Here is a 20318-nt window from a genome sequence, read left to right as displayed (position 1 = left end):
CCTTGACGCTTCACCTCACCGAGTCCAGTCAATCGCGGTATTACGCTCCGCGGACATAAGCCGTTCGGGTGTATGTGGGGTGCCCGCTAATCTGTGCTCCCTCCTTCTCCCGCGCTCCCTGGGGCGTCGAGCGGATCCGTCACCAGCCGAGGATGTCTGTTGCCGAGTGAACCCACGCTGCTGTCCGATGTGGCCGGCGTAGCCGTGACACTGCTCGTGCTCGGGCTGCCCGGCCTGCTCACGGGCCTCGCGGCGGGCCTGCGCGGCTGGGCGCTCGCCGGGCTCGCCCCGTTGCTGAGCTACGCGATCGGCGGCCTCGCCGGACCGTGGACGCACGCGCTGGGCCTGCCGTACACCCCGGTCACCTACGGACTGACCACACTGGTCTTCGCCGCCGTCGCGTTTGGACTGCGGCTCCTGACGCGACGCCGGTGGCCGGCCGAGCCGGAACCCGGGCTGTGGGCGCTGCGCGGACACCTCGCGGTGATCGGGTGCGTGGTCGTCGCGGCGGTGATCGGCGGTTACGCGGCGGTCTACGGCATGGGCCACCTCGGCGCGATCGCGCAGGGCGGCGACGCGCCGTACGCGGCGAACGGCGTCCGCTACATCGCTTCGACCTGCGACGGCAGCCTCACCGGCATGGGCAGGCTGAACTGGTACGGCGACGCCACTCCGCCGTTCTACCCCAACGCGTACCACCTGCTGGCCGCCGTGCAGTACAAGCTGAGCGGCGCGTCGATCCCGCTGACGCTCGACGTGAACACCATGCTGCTGCCGGGTCTGCTGGCCCTGTCGCTGGCGGTGCTGGTGCGGGAGTTCCGCGGCCGGGCGGTGCTGGCCGGCGCGGTCGCGCTCGTCTCGGCGGCGCCGGTGATGAGCATGTACGAGTCGATGAGCCGCGGGCCGCTGTACCCGTTCCTGCTGGGGCTCGCGCTGACGCCGCTGGCCGCGGTCGCGCTGCGCCGGTACCTGGACCGGGCCGCGCCCGACACGGCGTTCGTGCTGGTGCTGGCGGCCGTCGGGCTGCTGTGTGTGCACTCGTCGACGCTGTTCGGCGCGATCCTGTTCGCCGGGCCCCTGCTGGTGCAGCGGTGGGCCGAGCCGGGCGCCCGGCTGAAGCGGATCGGCCGTGACCTGCTGGCGCTGCTGCCGATCGCCGTGGTGTCGGTGCTCGTGGCGTGGCTGCAGCTGTTCGGCGCGCTGGGCCTGGCCAGCAGCACCCTGCCGTACCTGGGCTGGCCGATCGAATACCGCGCGACGACGGCGCTCGGCGCGCTGCTCGGGTTCCAGCACTGGGAGCCGCAGCCGCAGGTGTGGCTTTCGGTCGCGCTGCTGCTGGGCTTCGTCCTGTTCGGACGGCTCGGCCGGCTGAAGTGGATCGGGCTGAGCGCGCTGCTGAGCGGGCTCGCGTACCTCGCCGTCGCGTCTTCGAACTCCCCGCTGGTGATGGCGCTTTCCCGGCCGTGGTGGGACGACCCGTACCGCTTCATCTCGATGGCGATCGTGCCGCTGGCATTCATCGCGGGGCACGGCCTCGCGTCGCTCCAGGCCTGGATCGCCGAGCGGCTGCCGGCGCGGGTGCCCGCGTTCGCTGTCGCCGCGGTGGTGCTGCTGGCGTTCGTCGCGGTCACGAACGGCCTGTACGCGCAATCCAACGGCGGACGACTGGCCTCCGGCTACCGGGCCGCCGACCCGCGCACCCTGAACATCACCCCGGACGAGGAACGCGCGATGGTCGAGCTGGGCAAGCTCGCCAAACCGGGCGAGTGGGCCATGAACGACCGCTACGACGGCACGGTCTGGACCTACGCCCTCACCGGCACCCGCACGGTCGCGGCCCACGACGACGGCACCGCGCCCCCGTCCGACGCCGTGCTGCTCGCCGCCCACTTCAAGGAGTACCCGACGAACCCGGCCGTGCGCGCCGCCGTCGCGAGGCTGAACGTGCACTGGGTGATCCTCGGCCGCCCGGCGGCCCCGCCGGCCCCGGCGTACCAGTCCGAGGGCCTCATCGGCCTCGACGGGCTGCCGTTCCTGCAGCCGGTCTACCGCAACGACGACGCGGTGATCTACCGGCTCGAGGGCTGAGCCCGGTCCCGTGGCTTGCCCGAAAGTTTGTTGACAGGGTTGTGAGTGTGTAGTTACATACTTAGTGACTGATCAATCACAAACCTTCCGAGGAGAAACCATGAACAACGCCCGTGTCGCTGTCACCGGTCTGCTCGCCGCCGCCGCTGTCACCCTCGCCGGAACGTCGATGGCGGCCGCGAGCACCGTCGCCCAGCCGTTCGGCGCGGCGGCCGAAGCGGCGAACCACGCCCCCAAGCCGCACCTGACCCCGCTCGCCGTCGAGTGGGCCGCGGCCTGGAACAGCAGCGACCCGCGGAACCTGGCCGGCCTGTTCGTCCAGGACGGCTCCCGCTACACCGACCACGCCTTCGACCGGACGTACACCGGCAGCGCCGGGGTCGCCCAGTGGGTCACCGATACCAAGTCGGCCATCCCGAACGCCAAGATCACCCTCACCGGCGCGATCGGCTTCGGCGACAGCCAGCTCATCTTCTGGAACTTCAGCGGCCAGGCCACGGGCGCGCCGCACTCGTTCTCGGTCCCCGCGGTCACCGTCATCAAGCTCCGCGGCGGCAAGATCCTGACCAACGACGACTACTACAGCAAGGCCGAGGTCAACCGTCAGTCCGGCCTGCCGGAGTCGGGTCTCCCGTCCGGTTCCTAAGCCGCGGCGGCGCGGGCGGCGACGCGGGCGGCGCCGGCCGCGAAGCCCGCGGTCAGCAGGTCCGCGACGGTGAACATCACGCGGGAGGCCACGGCGAACGCGGCGGCCTGGCCCACCGTCAGGCCGCTGGCCGTCAGCACCGCGACCTGGGCGACCTCACGCACGCCCACCCCGCTGGGCAGGATGAACGCGAAGGTGCCGACCGTCATCGCCACCGCCATGGCGCCGACGCAGAGCACGAAACCGCTGAAACCCGGGGCGCCGACGGAATTGGCCAGCAGCCACAGGTGCACTCCCTGCAACGCCCAGGCCAGCGTGGACGCGCCGAAGACCTTGCCGACGACGGCCCAGCCCAGCGGGTGCGCCAGCGGCGGGCGGCGCAGGATCCGCAGCACCAGCGACGTGCCCCAGGTCAGGATCCGCGGGTGCAGCAGGGCCAGGCCGACCGGGATGAGCACGAACAGCCACATCGCGCGGGGACTGTTGCTGAACACCGCCGGCGCCGCGAGCAGCGAAACCACCAGCGCCGACACCACGCCGACGCCCAGCTGGATCAGCGAGCCGGTGAAGATCCGGGCGCGGGCGACGCCGGCCTTTCGGCCCAGCTCCATCTGCAGCAGGTACGCCCACACCGAGCCCGGCACGTACTTGCCGAGCGAGCCGACCAGGCAGATCTGCGCGCCGCGCGCGTAGCCGACCGGCTCGCCGAGGTCGTCGACCATCTTCTGCCAGCCCCAGGTGGAGACCATGATGGACGCGACCAGCGCGAGCAGGCTGAGCACCGAGGACTGCCACGCGACGTCGGACAGCGTGCGCCAGAACTCGCCCCAGTTGGCCGCGAGCTGCTTCGCGGCGAACCCGACGACGAGCAGGATCGCGACCCAGCGCACGACGTCGAGGATCTTGGCCTTGGTGGATTTCGGCGGCTTCGGCTTCGAAGCCGGCGCGTCCTCCCCAGACGTCCGCACGGTCGTCACTGACCAGTCTCCTCACGACAACCGCTGGTCAGGCCTGCACCGTGACCAGACGGCTGAACTCGGCCAGCAGATCGTAACCGTCCCAGACGCCCGCGAACGTGAGGGCCGAGCCGAACGGCACGACCCGGTCGACGCCGCGGCCCGCGAGGGCGGTGACGAACTCGGTCAACTCCTCGCGGGTGAAGCCGAACTGGCTCACGGTCTGGTCCTTGCGCAGCACGGTCGGCACCAGCTCGGCGAGCGAGTCCACTCGCGCGTTCGCGAACGTGCCCGCGCCGAGCCACTCGCGCGGCATCACGGCCGCGTCGGTCAGCTCCAACGTGGCCAGCCCGTTGCCGTCGAACGCGATCGACGACACCAGCCCGTCCGCCGCCGCGCCATACGCCGAAACGCGCTTCTGCACGGCCATCGCCGGCTCCGTGACGTGCTGTTTCGCCTCGATCACCGCGGCCAGCAGCGCACGGAACTCGCGGCCGGCTTCTGACGCTCCCGAAGCGTCGCCGACCCAGAACACCGCGCGCGGTGACGAGCAGGCGGCCTGGTCGAACCAGTACGAGTCGTTGTAGAAGCCCTCGGCCGCGGTACGGCGCTCGGCCGCCGAGGCCGCCTGCCAGCCGCGCACCGAAGCGATGGCGAACGACGAGCGGTCCGGGAAGGTCAGGTCCCGCGCGTGCGGCGCCAGCGGGTACTTCCGCAGCGCGGCCACGGAGGTGTCACCGCCCCAGATCACGCGCAGGTCGGCCGCCAGCGACAGGGCGCCGCTGACCTCGTCACTGCGGTCGTAGGTGACCATGCGCTGGGTCGCGGTGATCGCGGCCGCCGTCGCCGGGTCCACATCGGACAGTGCCGCGTTCAGCGCGTCCAGCACCGCCTCCGCGGCACCGGCCGAACGCGAGGACACGCGTACGACGTTGTGGTTGCCCGCCAGCGCGGACAGCGCCCACGAGTACACGAAGATCGTGTCGACGTTGGCCGGCGGCACGTGGAACACCAGCCCGCGCGGGAACCGCAGCGCGTCGCCGGAAGTCTCCAAAGTGGACAGCGCCTTGGCGATTTCGCCCTTGCGCAGAAAGAAGCCCAGCGAAGCCAGCTCCGGGAAACGGCGGGCGAGCGCGGGCGCGAGCAGCTTGCGCGCGAACTTCGTGACGAACTCGACCACTCGCGGGTCGCCGACCGTGAGCCGTCCGCCCGGCGGCTCGACGCGGAGCTGATCGACCAGCTCACCGACGTCGATAGGCTCCGAAACCGGGAACCGCTGCGTCAACGCGCTCATGCGGCGGCCCCGGAGAAGGTGTCCGAGCAACCGCGGGCTTCGGCCTTCGGCAGCCGGCCGAGCACGGAGAAGTGCTTGCCGGGCCAGTCGCCGTCGTCGATCCCGTTGCACACGCCGAGGTCCTCGGTGAGCAGGACGTGCCCGGGGTACGAGCGCGGCAGCGTGCTGACCACCTCGATCACCCCCGGCTCGCCCACCGGCTGCTCCGCCCAGGTGTCCGGGTTCCGGATCACGACGTCGGCGAAATCGGGGCAGTACAAGGAGTTCCCGGACGGTCCCTCGAGGAACACCGTGCCGATCTGCTCGATCATCCCGTAGTAGTTGTGGATCCGGGTGAGCCCGGTGTCCTCGGCGAACCGGCGGCGGAACTCGGTGTTGTCCACCGCGCGGTCGATCAGCTTCTTCCAGCCGCCGGAGTGGATCAGGATGCCGTTGGACAGGTCGAGCCCGTTGTCCCGCGCCACCTCGTACAGGTAGAGCCACACCATGAAGGTGAACCCGAAGATCAGGAACGGCTTGTCCCCGTACTCCGCCAGGAACTTCTTGACCGCCTCGACGTCCGGCTGGTCGTTCTCGTCGAGCACGTAGGTGTGCTTGCGGCCGAAGTTGGCCATGCCGAGCACACCCGCGCCGCGGGCGGAGAAGGAGCGGCGGTTCTTGATGATGCCGATAGTGTCGACCATCAGCATCGGCAGCCGCTCGCCGCCCAGCACCTCCTGCAGCGTGGTGCCGAGCTGGCGGGTCTGCGCCGCCGCCGCGGCCTTGTCCAGGTAGATCCGCGACGCGCCGGCGCCGGTGGTGCCCGAGGAGGTGAGGGTCTTGAACACCTCGTCGTCCGGGACCGACTTGAGGTCGTGGGTCTTGAACATCCGCACCGGCAGCCACGGCAGGTCGACGATCGTGTCGAACGGCGCGTCCGGCGCGATGCCGAGCGACGACAGGATCCGGTCGTACCCGGCGCTGTTCGACCGGTGGTGCGCGGTCAGCTCGGCCAGCTCGGGCAGCAGCAGAGCTTCCCGCTCCGCCTGCGAGCGCGTGAACACACTCATATCCGTCCCTCCAGCGACCGGTAGTCGATCTTGCCGCTGGCCAGCAGCGGCACTGTCTCGATCGGCCGCACGTCGAACCCGCTCGTGTGCAGGTGCAGCCGCTCCGAAAGCGCGCGCGACGCGTCCTTGCAGATCGCCTTCGCGCCGTCGTCCTCCGGCAGCTCGGCGAACAGCACCACCTTGTCGCCACCGGGCACGGCGGCGACCACGTCGATGCCCACCGAGGCCGAGCGCACGGCCTGCTCGAGGTCGTCGAGGCTGACCCGGTTGCCGAACACCTTGCCGATGCGCTTGAGCCGGCCGGTGATGAACAGGTAGCCGTCCGCGTCGAGGTAGCCGAGGTCGCCGGTGGCCAGCACGCCGCCGTACTCGTCGCCCGCGGCCAGGCCGGACTCGTCGTCGGCGTAACCCATCATCACGTTCGGCCCGCGGTAGACGACCTCGCCGACGATCTTCGGGTGCCGGGTCTCGACGCCGTCGTCGCGGCGCACGGAGAACGCGCCGCCGGGCAGGGCGGGGCCGGCGGAGCCGAGCTTCTCGGCGAGCCGCTCGGCGGGCACGGTGGTCATCCGCGGGCCGGCCTCGGTCTGGCCGTACATCACGTACATCCGGCCGCCGACCGCCCGCATCTTGTCGTTGAACTCGGCCACCAGCTCGTCACGCAGCTTGCCGCCGGCCTGCGTCAGCGTGCGCAGCGTCGGGTACTTCGCGGGGTCGAACTTGAGCCGCCGCAACATCTCGTAGTGGTAGGGCACGCCCGAAAGCGACGTGACGCCGTACGTGGTCACCGCGTCCCAGAAGCCGCGGCCCAGCACGCCGGAGGGCTCGATCACCACGGTCGCTCCGCGCACCAGGTGCGAGTTCAGCACCGACAGCCCGTAGCTGTAGTGCAGCGGCAGGCAGGTCGGCGCGACCTCGTCGGCGGTGAGGCCCAGCACCTCGGCGATGGCCGCGGCGTTGGCCATGATCGCGCCGCGGGAGAGCCGGACGAGCTTCGGGTTGCCGGTCGAACCGCTGGTCGGGAGCAGCACGGCGAGATCGGGGTGCGGCTCGACGCCCTCGGCGGAATCCCGCACCCAGTGCCCGCCGGCCGCGGTGTAGCCGGACGGCGCGGGCGTCTCGGGCGTCTCGGGCGCGGACAGCACGGCGCCGGGCCGGAAGCGGGTGATCAGCCCGGCCAGGACGTCGGCGTCGAGCGCCGGGTCGATCAGGGCGATCGCGCGGCCCGCCTCGAACGCGCCGAGGTAGGTCAGCACGCTCGGCAGGTCCACCGACATCCGCGCGAACAGCACCCCGGCGGGCAGCTCGGCCAGCGCCGCGCCCGCCTTCGAGACTTCCGCGTCCAGCTCCTGGCCCGCCAGCGTGCGGCCCCCGGCCGCCTCGACCAGCCGGGCTCCCGCACCCAACAGCGTCACAGCACCAAGCCTCCGTCGATGCCCAGCACCTGGCCGGTGACGAACGACGCCTCGTCGCTCACCAGGAACCGGATCGCCTTCGCCACGTCCTCGGGCCGGCCGAGCCGCCCGAGCGGGGTCTTCTTCACGTTCTCGGCGACGGCCTCTTCGGAGAGGCCCGCCGTGAGGTCGGTCTCGATCACGCCGGGCGCCACCGCGTTCACGCGGATCCCCGAGCGGCCGAGTTCCTTCGCGGCCGACAGCGCGATGTTCGCCACCGCCGCCTTCGACGCCGCGTACAGCGTCTGACCAGCACTTCCGTACTCGCCGACGATGGAGGCGAGCACCACGATGGAGCCGGTTTTCTTGCGCATCATGGCCCGCGCCGCGGCCTGGACGGTGTGCAGCGTGCCGGCCACGTTGGTGTCCAGGGTCGCCGAGACGGCGTCCTCGCGGATCATGCCGAGCAGCGCGTCGTCCATGATCCCGGCGTTCGCCACCACCACGTCCAGCCGGCCGTGCTCCTTGGCGACCCCGCGGACCACCGTGGAGACGGCCTTCGCGTCCGTGACGTCGAGGGCCAGCCCGGCCGCCGCGCCGGCCGCGGTGGCGGCCTCCTTCGCGCGGGCCTCGTCGCGCCCGGTCAGCACCACGGTCGCGCCCGCTTCGACCAGCGCGCGCACGGTGGCCAGGCCGATCCCGCGCGTGCCGCCGGTGACGAGCGCGACGCGTCCGGCCAGATCAGTCATTCTTCGACTGCAGCTCGGTCACCATATCGACGGCGACCTTGAAGCTCGACATGTCGATCACCTGGTCGGTGTCGAACTCGACGTCGAACTCGTCCTCGACGGCCGCGATCAGCGCCATGTGGCCGACGGAGTCCCACGCTTCGATGTCGCGGTACTTGAGGTTCTCGACATCCACGTCAGCGTCGAGGTCCAGCGCTTCGACGAAGACCGCGCGCAGCTTGGGGGCCACATCCGACATAACAGCTCCTAGTGCTCGTCGCGTGGGCGGGCGTCCCACGCCTTGACCAAGGTAGAGAGGTCGCCGGGCAGCCGGTCGGCCAGCCCGTCCTCCGGGAGGCCCGACTTACCCTTGAGCCACGGCCCGAGCGCCTCGATGGCGGCCTCGTCCAGGCCGCGGCGGGACAGCCCCACCACGTTGACGCCGGTGACGCGCGCCGGGTTGCCGACGGCGATCGTGAACGCGCCCACTTCGCGCCGCACCGCCGAGCCCATGCCGACCATCGCGCCGGGGCCGATCACCACACGCTGGTGCAGCACCGCGCCCATGCCGAGGTTCGCGCCGTCCCAGATGTGGCAGTGCCCGCCGGTGACCACGTTGGACGCGATCGTCACGGCGTCGCCGACGAGGCAGTCGTGCGCGATGTGGCTGCCGCGCAGGTAGTAGCCGTCGTCGCCGAGCGTGGTGGCGCGCCAGGTGCCCTGGTGGACGCTGGAGTACTCGCGGATCCGGTTGCGGCTGCCGATCACGACGCCGTGGCCGTCGCGCTCCGGGTCGCCGGCCGGCGCCTGCTCCCAGGCGGCCGGGTGCGCACGCCCGCGGTCCTCGCCGGGGGTGCCGATCGTGACGTGCGGGCCGATCCAGTTGCCGTCGCCGATCCGGGTCGGGCCGACGATCACCGTGTACGGCCCGATCACGTTGTCTTCGCCGATTTCGACGCCTTCGCCGACTACTGCGGTCGGGTGGATGCGGTTGACCACGAGCGAAGTATCCATTCGTCGACGGCTGGGTATTGGGCGTGCTACCGCGCCCGGTAACGTGTGGCCCGCGTTCATGCAGGGCGGCCGGACGCAGAACCGGCGGCTCACTGTACCGGACGCACCGAAATCACCTGCCGGGAGAGACTGCCGATGATCCCCATTACCGTGGTCGACGTCCGCGACGCGGAGGACCTCGTCGTCGAGGTGCTGCGATCCGGCGCCATCGCACAGGGGCCGATGGTCAAGCGCTTCGAGGACGCCTTCGCGCACGTCGCGGGCACGAAGCACGCCATCGCCGTGAACAACGGCACCACCGCTCTGGTCGCGTCGCTGCAGGCGCTGGACCTGGAGCCGGGGGACGAGGTGATCACCTCGCCGTTCACGTTCGTCGCCACGCTGAACGCCATTCTGGAAGCCGGCGCCACCGTGCGGTTCGCCGACATCCGCCGCGACGACTTCGCGCTGGACCCGGACGCGGTGGCGGCCGCCGTCACCGGCCGGACCAAGGTGCTCATGCCGGTGCACCTCTACGGCCAGACCGCCGACATGGGCAAGCTCGCCCCGATCGCGGCCGAGCGGCAGCTGAAGGTGATCGAGGACTCGGCCCAGGCCGTCGGCGCCTCGTTCCAGGGCCGCGCCGCCGGCTCGTACGGCATCGGCTGCTTCTCGCTGTACGCCACGAAAAACGTGACCACCGCCGAGGGCGGCGTGATCACCACCGACGACGACGAGCTGGCCGACCGGCTGCGCGTGCTGCGCAACCAGGGCATGCGCGCCCGCTACCAGTACGAGGTGGCGGGGCACAACTACCGGATGACGGACCTGCACGCCGCCGTCGGCATCCCGCAGCTCGAGAAGCTCGACCAGCTCACCGCCGCCCGGCAGGCCAACGCCAAGCGGCTCACCGAGGGCCTCTCCGGCACGCCCGGCCTCGACCTCCCGCAGGTGCTGCCGGGCCGCGAGCACGTGTGGCACCAGTACACCGTGCTGGTCGGCCCGCACGCGATGCTCTCGCGTGAGGAGCTGTCCAACGCGCTCACCGCGCGCGGCATCGGCAACGGCGTGTACTACCCGAAGATCGTCTTCGACTACGAGTGCTACCAGGGCCACCCGCTGATCCCGGACGCGCGGGTCGAGGACTTCCCGGTGGCCGGCGCGGTCGCCGCCCAGGCGCTCTCCCTGCCGGTCCACCCCCACCTGACCGAGTCCGACGTGGACCAGGTCATCGAAACGGTTCGCGAGGTACTCGGCGCATGACCCACCGCATCGCCCTGATCGGCACGGGCAACATGGGCTCGCTGCACGCGCGGGTGCTCTCCGGGAACGAGCGCGTGGAGCTGACCCGCGTGATCGACCCCCGCGAAGAGGCCGGCCGCGCCGTCGCCGAGCGCTACGAGACGCAGTGGACGCCCGAGATCGGCTCACTGTCCGATGTGGACGCTGTGGTGCTCGCCTCGGCCACCGAGGCGCATTACGAGCTGGCGCAGGAGATCCTGGGCCAGGGCAAGCCGCTGCTGGTCGAGAAGCCGGTGTGCAACAGCCTGGAGCTCTCGCGCGAGATCGTGGCGCTGTCGGCCAAAAAGGACGTCCCGCTGATGTGCGGGCTGCTGGAGCGCTACAACCCCGCGGTGATGACCGCGCGGGCGCTGGTGAACGAGCCGATCCACCTGATGGCGCGCCGGCACGGCCCGTACGCCCCGCGCATCAAGACCGGCGTGGCGTGGGACCTGCTGGTGCACGACGTCGACCTGGCCATCCAGTTCTTCGGTGGCGCAACGCCTTCGCGCGTCACCTCGGGCGCCGGCTACTTCCACCCGCAGTCCGCGGAAGGCGCCGAGGACACCATCGAAACGGTGCTGTCCTTCCCCACCGGCCTGGCCACCGTGTCGGCTTCGCGGCTGGGACAGCGGAAGGTGCGTTCGATCGTGGTGTCCGAACTGGACCGGCTGATCGAGGTCGACCTGCTCCGCCGGGACGTGACCATCTACCGGCACATCTCGCACGACTCCGTCACGCCGGACGGCCTCGGCTACCGGCAGCAGACCGTGATCGAGATCCCCGAGCTGGTCACCGCGCGCGAGCCGCTGGCCACCCAGCTGGACCGCTTCGTGGACCTGCTCGAGGGCAAGGTCGACGCCGAGGTCGAGCGGGACCTGATCCTGCCTTCGCACCACGTGGTGGCGCAGGTGCTCACGCAGGCCGCGGCCTGAGGCTCACTTGGTGAGGCGGGTGCCGCCGGCGTTGTAGGCGGCCAGCGGGGTCAGCGCGGCGGCGGACGGCACCTGCACCGGGTCGAACCAGAAGAACACCACGCCCGGGTCCTCGCTCCACCGGGCCAGGTGGGCGTTCACCGGCTTGCCGTGCACGGAGCTGGTGATGCGCGCGGCGGGCCCGGCGAAGTAGCCGAGCACCGGCACCTGCACCTGTTTCGCGTCGGTGCCGGCGATGAGGCCGCCGGACGTCGCGTGGAAGCCGAACGAGCGGTCGGCGCCGTTGACCTCGTTGGCGGCGTACACCGGGTGCAGGCCGCCGGCGTCGCGGACCGCGAGCATCAGCCCGAAGCCGACGCCGGGCATCGTCTGCGGCTCGTCGATTTTGAACGCGTACAGCACCAGCTCGCCGGTGGCGTTCTTGATGCCGAGCGAGACGACGTCACCGAGCGGCGTGGCCTGTTGCCTCTCCGCGGCGCTGGTGGACGGGACGGTGCTGGCCGGGCCGACGGTGCTGGGCGCGGCGGCGACCGGCTGCTGTTGCGGCTGGGGCTGCGGTCGCAGCTGGACGGCCCCGAAGACCACCGCGACCACGGCCACCACCGCGGCGGCCGCCCCGGCGCCGGTGAGCAGGCGCCGTCGCCGCCGGATGCGCGTGCCGTCGGCCATGATCCGGGTGAGGTCCGGCGCGGCGAACTGCTCCGGCGGGGCCTCGTTCAGTGCCGACTTCAGCCGCTCGAGCTCGCTCACCGCCCGTTCCCTCCGATCAGCGCGTCCTCCGGCCCTTCGTCGACTCGCAGCTTGGCGAGCGCGCGTGAGTTCGTGCTCTTGACGGTACCCACCGAAACGCCCAGCTCCGAGGCCACGTCCGCCTCCGACAGGTCGAAGAAGTGCCGCAGCACCACCACCGCGCGTTCGCGGGCGGTGAGCCGGGCCAGCGCGGCGGTGAGCCAGGCCCGCTGGGTGACGGTCTGCGCGACGTCCTGCGCGCCCGGCCGCTCAGGCACCTCCTCGGCGGCGTACTCCTTCAGCGGCCGCCGCCACCCGTCGATGATGTGGTTGACCAGCACGGTGCGCGCGTACGCGTACGCATCCTTGCGCCGCACCCGCCCCCACGCGGCGTACGTCCGGGCGAACGCGGTCTGCGCGGCGTCCTCCGCCTGATGCCGATCCCCGGTGATCAGATACGCGGCATGCGTCAGCCGCGACGAAGCAGCCTGCACGAACTCGACGAACTCGTCGTCGCTGCGCGCCACCCGCTTACCCCCGATTTCGACGTCCGGTGGGACGGCCCGGCCCAGATCCGGTAGTCGCCGTCGACAAGACGATAGGTGATCAGGCGAACCGGCGGACCGGGGTCGACGATCCAGTAGTGCTCGATGCCCGCTTCGGCGTACTCGAAGAGCTTCGTGACGCGGTCGGTGCGCTCAGTGCCTTCGGAGAGGACCTCGATGGCCAGGAGAATGTCGGCGGCGTCGAAGCGCGCGAGGTTGTCCTGAATGACCGCGGCCGGAACCACCAGCACGTCGGGCACCCGAACGGTCAGCGGCGCGGCCGACACCAGCATCTCGACCCCGTGAACCGCGGCCTGCTCGTCCGGCGACTGCCGGTCGAGCAGGCACGCGAGCCGCGCGGCGATCCGCTGGTGCAGGACCGGCGACCGGCCGACAGTGTCGGTGTCGCCGTCCGCAACCGCTAGCCCGAGAAGTCTCCCGACGGTGAGCCCCACCCGGATGGATCGTCGGAAAGGGCGCGGCGGCGGGCGTTCTCCGCGCGGACACGCTCCACTTCGGACTGGATGTACTCCTCGTCGTACCGCTGGAACACGCGTGCCGGGTTGCCCGCGACCAGGGTGCGGGGCGGGACGTCCTTGGCCACCACCGAGTTCGGCTGCACGGTCGCGAAATCGCCGATGGTCACGCCGGCCATGATCACCACCAGGCCGCCGATGAAGCAGCCCTTGCCGATCTTCACCGGTTTGCGCTCGATCAGGTCGCTGCCCGAATGGTTCTGCAGCGTCATGTTCGACAGCCAGCTGGAGTGGGTGAAGATCAGCGTGTTCAGCCCGATGCTGGTGTGCTCGCCGATCTCCAGGCCGCCGCTGGCGTCGAGGACCGCGCCCTCGCCGATCCAGCAGTGCTCGCCGATCCGCAGGTTCTCCTGGCTGATGATCTTCGCCCGCTCGCGGATCCGCGTCGATTCCGGCAGGCCGTAGAACGCGGCCCGCTCGGAATCGTTCAGGTACTGCGAGACGACCTCGGTGAGGATCTGCGGGCGCAGCCGGGCGCTGCGCTCGTCATCGAAGAACATCGTTGTCCGCCACCAGTTTCGTGAACACCCGCAGGTGCTCCTCGGCCACCACGTCCAGGCCGAAGTTGGCCCGCACCATCGCGCTCTCGCGCGCCGCGATCGTCGCGCGGGCCGCCGGGTCGGCCAGCAGGCCGAGCACGGTCTCGGCCACGGCGCCGGCGTCGTCGGGGCGCACCAGCAGGATGTTCTCGCCGTTGCGCAGCTCGATGCCCGGGTAGTTGTCCTCGGTCACCGAGGCGATCGTGGCCGTGCCGGAAAGCATCGCCTCCAGCGACGCCGTGCCGCAGCCGCCGTTGAGGTCGTGCGTCACGATGTCCGCGGCCGCGAAGTAGGCCGGCACGTCTTCCTTCGGCACCGCGCCGGTGACGATCAGCCGGTCCGCCACGCCCAGCTCTTCCGCCCGCTTCAGGAACGCGTCGTGATAAACCCGCCCCACCACGACCACGCGCACGTCCGGGTGCTCGGCCACGACGGACGGCAGCGCCTCGACCAGCGGCAGCCGGTTGCGCAGCGGGATCACGTGCCCGAGCGAGACGATCAGCGGCGCGTCCCCGATCTCCAGCTCCGCGCGCACGTCCTTGGTCACCGGCTTCGCGAAGTGCCCGGTGTCGACGGCGATCGGGAAGTACTCGGAGTTCTCGTCGCTGGTGCCGTAGCGCTCGACGCAGTAGTCGACGCCCAGCTTGTCGAGGATGACGTACCGCGGCCGGATGTAGCGGAGCACCGGCTTGACCAGCAGCGCGTCCAGCATCCGGAAAACGCCGCCGTACGCCTTGTTGTCGCTGATCAGCAACGTGTGGATGGTCAGCAGCACGGGCAGTCCGCGGCGGCGCGCGTAGAGGCCGGCCAGCCAGGACAGGTCGAAGAACTGCCCGTGCAGGTGGAGCACGTCCGGCTTGAACTCGTCGAGCAGCCGGAACAGCCGCCGCCAGTTGCCCGGCCGCAGCGACGCGAAGCTCATGTCGAAGTCGATCGAAAGGCCCAGCTGCGGCATCTTGACCGCCGGCAGCCGGACCACGCGGTAGCCGTCGCGCTCCTCTTCGGCCGGCGCCTCGCCGTACGCCGCCGTGATGGCCAGCACCTCGTGCCCGGCCGCCGCGAACTCGCCGGCCAGCGAGGCCGACATGTGCGCGCTCCCGCCCACTCGCGGCGGGAAGAAGTTGTTGACCACCGCGATGCGCATCGCACGTCCTCGGGCAGGGCCCGCGGTGGCATTCACGCCGAGTCCCTCACCAAAGCACGCATGCCCTCTTCGACGGTGATCCGCGGCTCCCAGCCCAGCACCTCGCGGGCCCGGGTGATGTCCGCGGCCCGGCGCGAGACCAGCACTTCGCGCTCGTTGAACTGCGGCTGCACGTCGACGCCCACGGCCTCGATCAGGATCTTCGCCAGCGTGGCGACGGAGGTGTCGATGCCCGTGCCGATGTTGATCGGCAGGTTGGCCTGCTCCGATTCGAGCGCGGCGACGACCGAGCGCGCCAGGTCCGAGACGTGCACGAAGTCCATCGACTGGTCGCCGCGGCCGTCGATCACCGGCGGCCGGCCCGCGCGCAGCCGCTGGATGAAGTGGTTGATCACCGACGTGTAGTAGGCCTCGATCTTCTGGCCGGGGCCGTACACGTTGAAGAAGCGCAACGCGTTCCAGGACAGGCCCTTGGTGCGCTCGTAGAAGCCGAGCAGGTCCTCGCCCGCGCGCTTGGTGATGCAGTACGGCGTGAGCGGGCGCAGCTCGTCGTCCTCGTGCATCGGCAGCCGCTTCGGCTCCCCGTAGACCGAGGCGGTGGACGCGAACACGAGGCGCTCGACGCCTTCGTCGGCCGCCGCGGCGAACACGTTGTGGTTGCCGGTCATGTTGATGTCGATCGACTCGTGCGGGTCGGCGATCGACTTGTTGATCGACACCGTGGCGAAGTGGACCACGTGGGTGCAGCCGCGGATGGCCTCGCGCACGGCGCCGCCGTAACGGACGTCCTTCTCGACCAGCTCGACCTTGCCGGTGGCGACGAACTCGTTGACCCGCGCGCGGTCGCCGCGGGTCATGTTGTCGAAGATCCGCACGGTGTAGCCGCCGTCCAGCAGCAGCGGGATGACGTGCGCGGCGATGAACCCGCCGCCCCCGGTGAAGAACACCTTTTTCTCGGACATGGTCGCGATCTCTCCTCGTTCGACGGTGTTCACGACAGCGCCAGTGTGGCTTCGCGGACGGTCGTCACGACGCGCTCGACCTCGGCGTCGGTCAGCTCGGCGTGCATCGGGACGGCCAGCTGGCGCCGGAAGGCGTCGGCGGACACGGGCAGCGGTTCCTGCGCGCCGTACACCGGCTGCAGGTGGGAGGCGTACGTGCCGAAGTTGCACTGCACGCCCTGCTCGCGGATGCGCAGCGCCAGCGCGTCCCGGCTGACCTCCGGCGCGACCGTGAGCAGGTACGCCTGCCACGGGTGCTCGCGGTCGGGCAGCTCGACGGGCACGGTCAGCGCGCCGACGTCGGCGAACGCCTCGTGGTAGCGCTTGGCCACGGAGCGGCGGGCGGCCAGCAGGTCGGGCAGGCGGTCGAGCTGGACGCCCATGATCGCGGCCTGGATGTCCGAGAGCCGGAAGTTGTAGCCCAGCTCGTGGAACTCCGGGATCGGCAGCGCGCCGGAGCCCTCGCGGGTGATGGCGGGCTCGATACCGTAGGTGTGCAGCTTGCGGGCGTGCGCGATCAGGTCCTCGCGGTTCGAGACGAGCGCGCCGCCCTCCCCCGCGGTGATGCCCTTGCGGCCGTGGAAGGAGAACGCGGCGAGGTCGGCGAGGCTGCCGGCCGGGCGCGTCCGGTAGGTGGCGCCCGCGGCGCAGGCCGCGTCCTCGAACAGCCAGAGGCCGTGGTTGTCGGCGATGGCCCGGTACTCGTCGAAGTCACCGGGCTGGCCGGCCACGTCGACGGCCAGGATGCCGACCGTGCGCGGCGTGATCAGCGCTTCGACGGCGGCCGGGTCGGCGCTCCAGACGTCCGGGAGGACGTCGGCGAACACCGGCTTCGCGCCGGCCTGCAGCACGGCGTGGCCGGTCGCGGGGAACGTGTAGTCGCCGACGATCACCTCGTCGCCCGGCTGGACGCCGAGGACCTTGAGGCCGAGGAACAGCGCCGAGCCGCAGTTGCTCGTGGTCAGCGCGTGCGCGGTGCCGGTGAGCTGGGCGAAGCGCTCCTCGAACCGGCGGCAGGCGGGCCCGGCGCCGGCCAGCCAGCCCGACCGGAAGACCTCGGCGACCGCGGCCAGCTCCGCCTCGCCGACCGTGGGCTTGCCGAGCAGCACGGGTTCCTGGACGTCAGACATACCTCTCCTGTGCCTTGCGGGCCGCCGCGCCCGGTGGGGAGCGTGAACGAGGCCGTCCCCCGTTCCCTCCGTTGCGCCGGGTCGCGCCGAAGTGTATATAGGCGCCTGCCCGGCCATGGCCGGGGGACGAAACCTGCCGGTAACGAGCGGGGCCCGGGCCTAGGCTGGGCGCATGCGGATCGGGGTGCTGGGGGCGGTCACGGCCTGGGAGCCGGCGGGTGCCGCGGTCTCGGTGGGCGGGCCGCGAGTGCGCGCGCTGCTGGCACTGCTCGCCGTGGACGCGGGCCGGTTCGTGGCCGCCGAGCGGCTGATCGACGGCATGTACGGCGAGGAACCGCCGGACGGCGCGGCGAACGCGCTGCAATCACAGGTCTCCCGGCTCCGGGGCGCGCTGAAGGCCGTCGCGCCGGTCGAGTTCACCGCCGCCGGCTACCGGCTCGTGGTGGATCCCGAGGACGTCGACGTGCACCGCTTCGAGCGGCTGGCCGGTGACGGGCGACGCGAGCTGGCCGCCGGTGACGCCGCCCGCGCGAGCGAGCTGCTCGGCGAAGCGCTCGCGCTGTGGCGCGGGCCCGCGTTCGCCGACGTCACCGAAGCGCCTTTCGCGGCAACGCAGTCGACGCGGCTCGAAGAACTGCGCGCGGACGTCGCCGCCGACCGGGTGGACGCGGAGATCTCGCTCGGCCGCGCGGCAGGTGTGCTCGACGAGCTGCGCGCCACCGTCGCCGAGCAGCCGTTGCGGGAGCGGCCGCGCGCCCAGCTCGTACGGGCGTTGCAGGCGGCGGACCGGTCGGCGGAAGCGCTGGCCGCGTTCGAGGACGCCCGCCGGACGCTGGCCGACGAACTCGGCGCCGACCCCGGGCCCGAGCTGACCGAAGCGCACCTGGCCGCGCTGCGGAGCGAGCCGGTGAAACCCGCTTCGGCGCTGCCCGCGCAGCTGACCAGCTTCGTCGGCCGCGACGGCGAGCTTCAGCAGGTCGCCGAGCTGTTGCGGCACGCCCGGCTCGTCACGCTGCTGGGGCCTGGTGGCACCGGCAAAACGCGGCTGGCCGTCGAGGTCGCGGCGACCGGCGCGGAGCCGGTGACGTTCGTGGCGCTGGCGCCGCACGTCGCGGGTGACGTGGTCCAGGCCGTGCTCAGCGCGCTCGGCCTGCGCGAAGTCGCTTCACCGCTGCGCGGAACCGTCGGGCCGGACCCCGTGGACCGGCTGGTCGCGGCCCTGCGCGACCGCGCCCCGCTGCTGGTGCTCGACAACTGCGAGCACGTCGTCGACGCCGCCGCCCGGCTGCTCGCGCGCCTGCTGCCCGCGTGCCCGGGCCTGCGGGTGATCGCGACGAGCCGGGAGCCGCTGGGCATCACCGGTGAGCAGCTGGCGCCCGTGCCCCGGCTCGCCGTGCCGCCGCCGGGCACCCCGGCCGCCGAAGCGCTCGGCTTCCCGGCCGTGCGGCTGTTCGCGGACCGGGCCGCGGCGAGCGACCCGGCGTTCCGCGTGGACGACGGCACGATCGGCGACGTCCAGCACATCTGCGCCGCGCTCGACGGCCTGCCGCTGGCGCTGGAGCTGGCCGCCGCGCGGGTCCGGACGCTGCCCGTCGGCGAGATCGCCGCCCGCCTCGACGACCGGTTCCGCCTGCTCGCGCGCGGCAGCCGGACGGCGGAGGCGCGGCACCGTTCGCTGCGCGGTGTCGTCGAGTGGAGCTGGGAGCTGCTGGACGACGACGAGCGCCGCCTCGCGCGCCGGCTCACCGTGTTCCCCGGCGGCGCGACACTGGCCGCGGCCGCAGAGGTGTGCGGGGTGCCCGACGCCGTCGACCTGTTGCCGGGCCTGGCGGACAAGTCGCTGGTGGAGACGTCGGGCAACCGGTACCGGATGCTGGAGACGATCCGCGCCTTCTGCGCCGAGAAGCTCACCGGCGCGGGCGAAACCGCGCAACTGCACCGGGCCCACGCGCTGGTGTTCCTGCGGCTGGCCGAGGAGGCGGACCCGAAGCTGCGCACCGCGGAGCAGCTGGGCTGGCTGGAGCGGCTCGACGCCGAGTACGACAACCTCGTCGCCGCCCTGCGCTGGGCGACCGAGGAAGACCTGCCCACGGCGTTCCGGCTCGCGGCCGCGCTCGCGACGTACTGGTGGATGCGGGGACGGCGGTACGAGGGCGCGATGCTGTCGCTGGAGATCGTGAAGCGCTGTGGGCCGGAGCCGCCGCGGGAGTACGCCGAGGAGTTCCTCATGTGCGTGCTGAACGCGATATCCGCCGGGCCGGGCCAGGACACGACGGCGACGTATCAGTCCCTTGTGGAGGGTTACGCGGCGGATATGTCCTGGGCGCCGCGACATCCGATGCTGAGCATGCTGATGGGCGTGGTGATCGGGCCGCCCACCGACGACTCGGAGCTGTACGTGCGCAGCCGGCTGATGGCGCACGGCGACCCGTGGACCAGCGCGCTGCTGCCGATGGGTCTCGGCCTGCGCTCGATGCTCATGGGCGACCTCGACACGGCCGAGCGGAGCATGCGCGAGGGCGAGGCGCGGTACCGCGAGCTGGGCGAGCGATGGGGACTTTCGATGACGCTCGACCACCTCTCGCAGATGCTCACCTGGAGCGGCCGGTACGACGAGGCGCTGGCGGCCATGACGGAGTCCATGGGCCTGATGCAGCAGCTCGGCGCCGCCGACGACTACGCGGACCTGCTCTGCCGCCGGGCCGACAGCCGATCGCTGCGCGGTGACGTCGCGGGCGCCCGCGCGGACTACGAGCTGACGATCTCGCTCGCGCGCCGCTCTGGCATGCCCGAAACGCGCGCGTCGGCGTACGTCGGGCTGGCCGGCCTCGCCCGCCGCACCGGCGACCTGGTGACCGCGCGTTCGCTGGCGGACCGCGCACTGGCCGAGTGCACCAGCAGCTCGTACTCGGTCGCCGCGGTCCGGGCGACGGCGACGATCGAACTCGGCTGGATCGCCCTGGCGGACGGCCATCCGGCCAAGGCCAGGAGCCGGATGCAGGAAGCCGTGGCGGCGGCCAGCCAGTGGCGCGACAGCATGGTGCTGGCCGCCGCGCTGGAGGGGGTGGCCGGCGCGGCGATCCTGGAGGACCGGCCCGAGGAGACCGCCCTCCTGCTGGGCGCGGCGGCCGCCGTGCGCGGCACGGAGCTGGTGGGCCAGCCCGACGTCACGCAGGTCGCCGCTTCGGCGCGGGCCCGGCTGGGACCGGACTTCGCGACGAAGTACGCGGCCGGGCAGGCACTGACCACGCCGAAGGCCCTGACCGCGGCCGGCATCGAACCGGCTCCCTGACCACTCCCGTCCCCCGCCGTGCGTGAACCGTGCGCCGC

At 71.7% G+C, this 20318-nt stretch carries 19 protein-coding genes; 5 read left to right on the top strand and 14 right to left on the bottom strand.

The features are described 5' to 3' along the window. The first annotated feature begins 159 nt into the window (after window positions 1-159). A complete protein-coding gene (locus BMY97_RS26975) occupies window positions 160-2088 on the top strand; it encodes a DUF6541 family protein (RefSeq protein ID WP_177231572.1) in 1929 nt (642 codons plus the stop codon). 100 nt (window positions 2089-2188) lie between these two features. After that, window positions 2189-2734, top strand: coding sequence for a nuclear transport factor 2 family protein (locus BMY97_RS26970; RefSeq protein ID WP_091621487.1), 546 nt, complete (start codon window positions 2189-2191; stop codon window positions 2732-2734). On the opposite strand, the gene BMY97_RS26965 is transcribed toward BMY97_RS26970, so the two are convergent. Genes BMY97_RS26965 through BMY97_RS26935 form a run of 7 tightly spaced genes read right to left on the bottom strand, consistent with a single transcriptional unit; the run spans window position 2731 to window position 9154 of the window. Next, window positions 2731-3711 carry a lysylphosphatidylglycerol synthase transmembrane domain-containing protein gene (locus BMY97_RS26965; RefSeq protein ID WP_177231571.1) on the bottom strand — a complete coding sequence of 327 codons (981 nt, stop codon included), beginning with the start codon at window positions 3709-3711 and terminating at the stop codon, window positions 2731-2733. The genes BMY97_RS26970 and BMY97_RS26965 overlap by 4 nt on opposite strands. Before the next feature lie 28 nt (window positions 3712-3739). Then, the gene (locus BMY97_RS26960; protein ID WP_091621484.1) at window positions 3740-4984 is read right to left on the bottom strand and encodes an acyl-CoA reductase; all 1245 of its coding nucleotides are present in this window, start codon (window positions 4982-4984) and stop codon (window positions 3740-3742) included. Next, entirely contained in the window at window positions 4981-6033 is a 1053-nt protein-coding gene (locus BMY97_RS26955) for a LuxE/PaaK family acyltransferase (protein WP_091621480.1), read from the bottom strand. Before BMY97_RS26955 ends, BMY97_RS26960 begins: the two co-directional genes overlap by 4 nt. Continuing rightward, a complete protein-coding gene (locus BMY97_RS26950) occupies window positions 6030-7448 on the bottom strand; it encodes an AMP-binding protein (RefSeq protein ID WP_091621477.1) in 1419 nt (472 codons plus the stop codon). Before BMY97_RS26950 ends, BMY97_RS26955 begins: the two co-directional genes overlap by 4 nt. Continuing rightward, window positions 7445-8176, bottom strand: a complete 732-nt coding sequence (locus tag BMY97_RS26945) for an SDR family NAD(P)-dependent oxidoreductase (protein WP_091621474.1) — start codon at window positions 8174-8176, stop codon at window positions 7445-7447. The genes BMY97_RS26950 and BMY97_RS26945 overlap by 4 nt, the downstream gene beginning before the upstream one ends. Then, window positions 8169-8414, bottom strand: a complete 246-nt coding sequence (locus BMY97_RS26940) for an acyl carrier protein (RefSeq protein WP_091621471.1) — start codon at window positions 8412-8414, stop codon at window positions 8169-8171. Before BMY97_RS26940 ends, BMY97_RS26945 begins: the two co-directional genes overlap by 8 nt. A gap of 8 nt (window positions 8415-8422) precedes the next feature. Continuing rightward, window positions 8423-9154 (bottom strand): acyl-ACP--UDP-N-acetylglucosamine O-acyltransferase family protein, encoded by a 732-nt coding sequence (locus tag BMY97_RS26935; protein WP_091621469.1) that lies wholly within the window; start codon window positions 9152-9154, stop codon window positions 8423-8425. 150 nt (window positions 9155-9304) lie between these two features. Here BMY97_RS26935 and BMY97_RS26930 point away from each other — a divergent pair, with 150 nt between their 5' ends. Both BMY97_RS26930 and BMY97_RS26925 read left to right on the top strand, forming a co-directional pair. Further along, window positions 9305-10411 (top strand): DegT/DnrJ/EryC1/StrS family aminotransferase, encoded by a 1107-nt coding sequence (locus BMY97_RS26930; protein WP_091621466.1) that lies wholly within the window; start codon window positions 9305-9307, stop codon window positions 10409-10411. Continuing rightward, a complete protein-coding gene (locus BMY97_RS26925) occupies window positions 10408-11364 on the top strand; it encodes a Gfo/Idh/MocA family protein (protein WP_091621464.1) in 957 nt (318 codons plus the stop codon). Before BMY97_RS26930 ends, BMY97_RS26925 begins: the two co-directional genes overlap by 4 nt. Window positions 11365-11367: 3 nt before the next feature. Here the strand turns inward: BMY97_RS26925 and BMY97_RS26920 are convergent, their stop codons facing one another. From BMY97_RS26920 to BMY97_RS26890, 7 genes are read right to left on the bottom strand one after another with little or no spacing between them, the layout of a single operon-like run. Beyond that, window positions 11368-12114: a hypothetical protein gene (locus BMY97_RS26920; protein WP_091621461.1), complete on the bottom strand. Its 747-nt coding sequence runs from the start codon at window positions 12112-12114 to the stop codon at window positions 11368-11370. Continuing rightward, on the bottom strand, window positions 12111-12620 hold the full coding sequence (locus tag BMY97_RS26915; protein ID WP_091621459.1) for a SigE family RNA polymerase sigma factor: 510 nt from the start codon (window positions 12618-12620) through the stop codon (window positions 12111-12113). Before BMY97_RS26915 ends, BMY97_RS26920 begins: the two co-directional genes overlap by 4 nt. After that, complete coding sequence (locus BMY97_RS26910) at window positions 12563-13093, bottom strand: Uma2 family endonuclease (RefSeq protein ID WP_091621456.1); 531 nt, start codon at window positions 13091-13093, stop codon at window positions 12563-12565. The genes BMY97_RS26915 and BMY97_RS26910 overlap by 58 nt, the downstream gene beginning before the upstream one ends. Continuing rightward, a complete protein-coding gene (locus BMY97_RS26905) occupies window positions 13060-13674 on the bottom strand; it encodes an acyltransferase (RefSeq protein ID WP_091621453.1) in 615 nt (204 codons plus the stop codon). The genes BMY97_RS26910 and BMY97_RS26905 overlap by 34 nt, the downstream gene beginning before the upstream one ends. Beyond that, a complete protein-coding gene (locus tag BMY97_RS26900) occupies window positions 13661-14857 on the bottom strand; it encodes a glycosyltransferase family 4 protein (RefSeq protein ID WP_091621451.1) in 1197 nt (398 codons plus the stop codon). The genes BMY97_RS26905 and BMY97_RS26900 overlap by 14 nt, the downstream gene beginning before the upstream one ends. A 32-nt stretch (window positions 14858-14889) precedes the next feature. Beyond that, window positions 14890-15819 carry an NAD-dependent epimerase/dehydratase family protein gene (locus BMY97_RS26895; protein ID WP_091621918.1) on the bottom strand — a complete coding sequence of 310 codons (930 nt, stop codon included), beginning with the start codon at window positions 15817-15819 and terminating at the stop codon, window positions 14890-14892. 29 nt (window positions 15820-15848) lie between these two features. Then, window positions 15849-16988, bottom strand: a complete 1140-nt coding sequence (locus tag BMY97_RS26890) for a DegT/DnrJ/EryC1/StrS family aminotransferase (RefSeq protein ID WP_091621448.1) — start codon at window positions 16986-16988, stop codon at window positions 15849-15851. A 172-nt stretch (window positions 16989-17160) separates the two neighbouring features. Between BMY97_RS26890 and BMY97_RS26885 the strand changes: the two genes are divergently transcribed. Beyond that, the gene (locus BMY97_RS26885) at window positions 17161-20280 is read left to right on the top strand and encodes an ATP-binding protein (RefSeq protein WP_091621445.1); all 3120 of its coding nucleotides are present in this window, start codon (window positions 17161-17163) and stop codon (window positions 20278-20280) included. Window positions 20281-20318: the final 38 nt, after the last annotated feature.

Source organism: Amycolatopsis saalfeldensis, from assembly GCF_900110575.1.
GTDB lineage: Bacteria > Actinomycetota > Actinomycetes > Mycobacteriales > Pseudonocardiaceae > Amycolatopsis > Amycolatopsis saalfeldensis.
Note: the sequence above shows the minus strand (reverse complement) of the source record. Positions and strands in the feature narration are given on the sequence as shown.

Excerpts from the sequence above, each read along its gene's own strand:
- BMY97_RS26885 (WP_091621445.1), top strand. The coding sequence starts at position 17,161 with ATGCGGATCGGGGTGCTGGGGGCGGTCACGGCCTGGGAGCCGGCGGGT.
- BMY97_RS26905 (WP_091621453.1), bottom strand. The coding sequence starts at position 13,674 with ATGTTCTTCGATGACGAGCGCAGCGCCCGGCTGCGCCCGCAGATCCTC.
- BMY97_RS26970 (WP_091621487.1), top strand. The coding sequence starts at position 2,189 with ATGAACAACGCCCGTGTCGCTGTCACCGGTCTGCTCGCCGCCGCCGCT.
- BMY97_RS26955 (WP_091621480.1), bottom strand. The coding sequence starts at position 6,033 with ATGAGTGTGTTCACGCGCTCGCAGGCGGAGCGGGAAGCTCTGCTGCTG.
- BMY97_RS26900 (WP_091621451.1), bottom strand. The coding sequence starts at position 14,857 with ATGCGCATCGCGGTGGTCAACAACTTCTTCCCGCCGCGAGTGGGCGGG.
- BMY97_RS26895 (WP_091621918.1), bottom strand. The coding sequence starts at position 15,819 with ATGTCCGAGAAAAAGGTGTTCTTCACCGGGGGCGGCGGGTTCATCGCC.
- BMY97_RS26960 (WP_091621484.1), bottom strand. The coding sequence starts at position 4,984 with ATGAGCGCGTTGACGCAGCGGTTCCCGGTTTCGGAGCCTATCGACGTC.
- BMY97_RS26945 (WP_091621474.1), bottom strand. The coding sequence starts at position 8,176 with ATGACTGATCTGGCCGGACGCGTCGCGCTCGTCACCGGCGGCACGCGC.
- BMY97_RS26940 (WP_091621471.1), bottom strand. The coding sequence starts at position 8,414 with ATGTCGGATGTGGCCCCCAAGCTGCGCGCGGTCTTCGTCGAAGCGCTG.
- BMY97_RS26930 (WP_091621466.1), top strand. The coding sequence starts at position 9,305 with ATGATCCCCATTACCGTGGTCGACGTCCGCGACGCGGAGGACCTCGTC.
- BMY97_RS26890 (WP_091621448.1), bottom strand. The coding sequence starts at position 16,988 with ATGTCTGACGTCCAGGAACCCGTGCTGCTCGGCAAGCCCACGGTCGGC.
- BMY97_RS26925 (WP_091621464.1), top strand. The coding sequence starts at position 10,408 with ATGACCCACCGCATCGCCCTGATCGGCACGGGCAACATGGGCTCGCTG.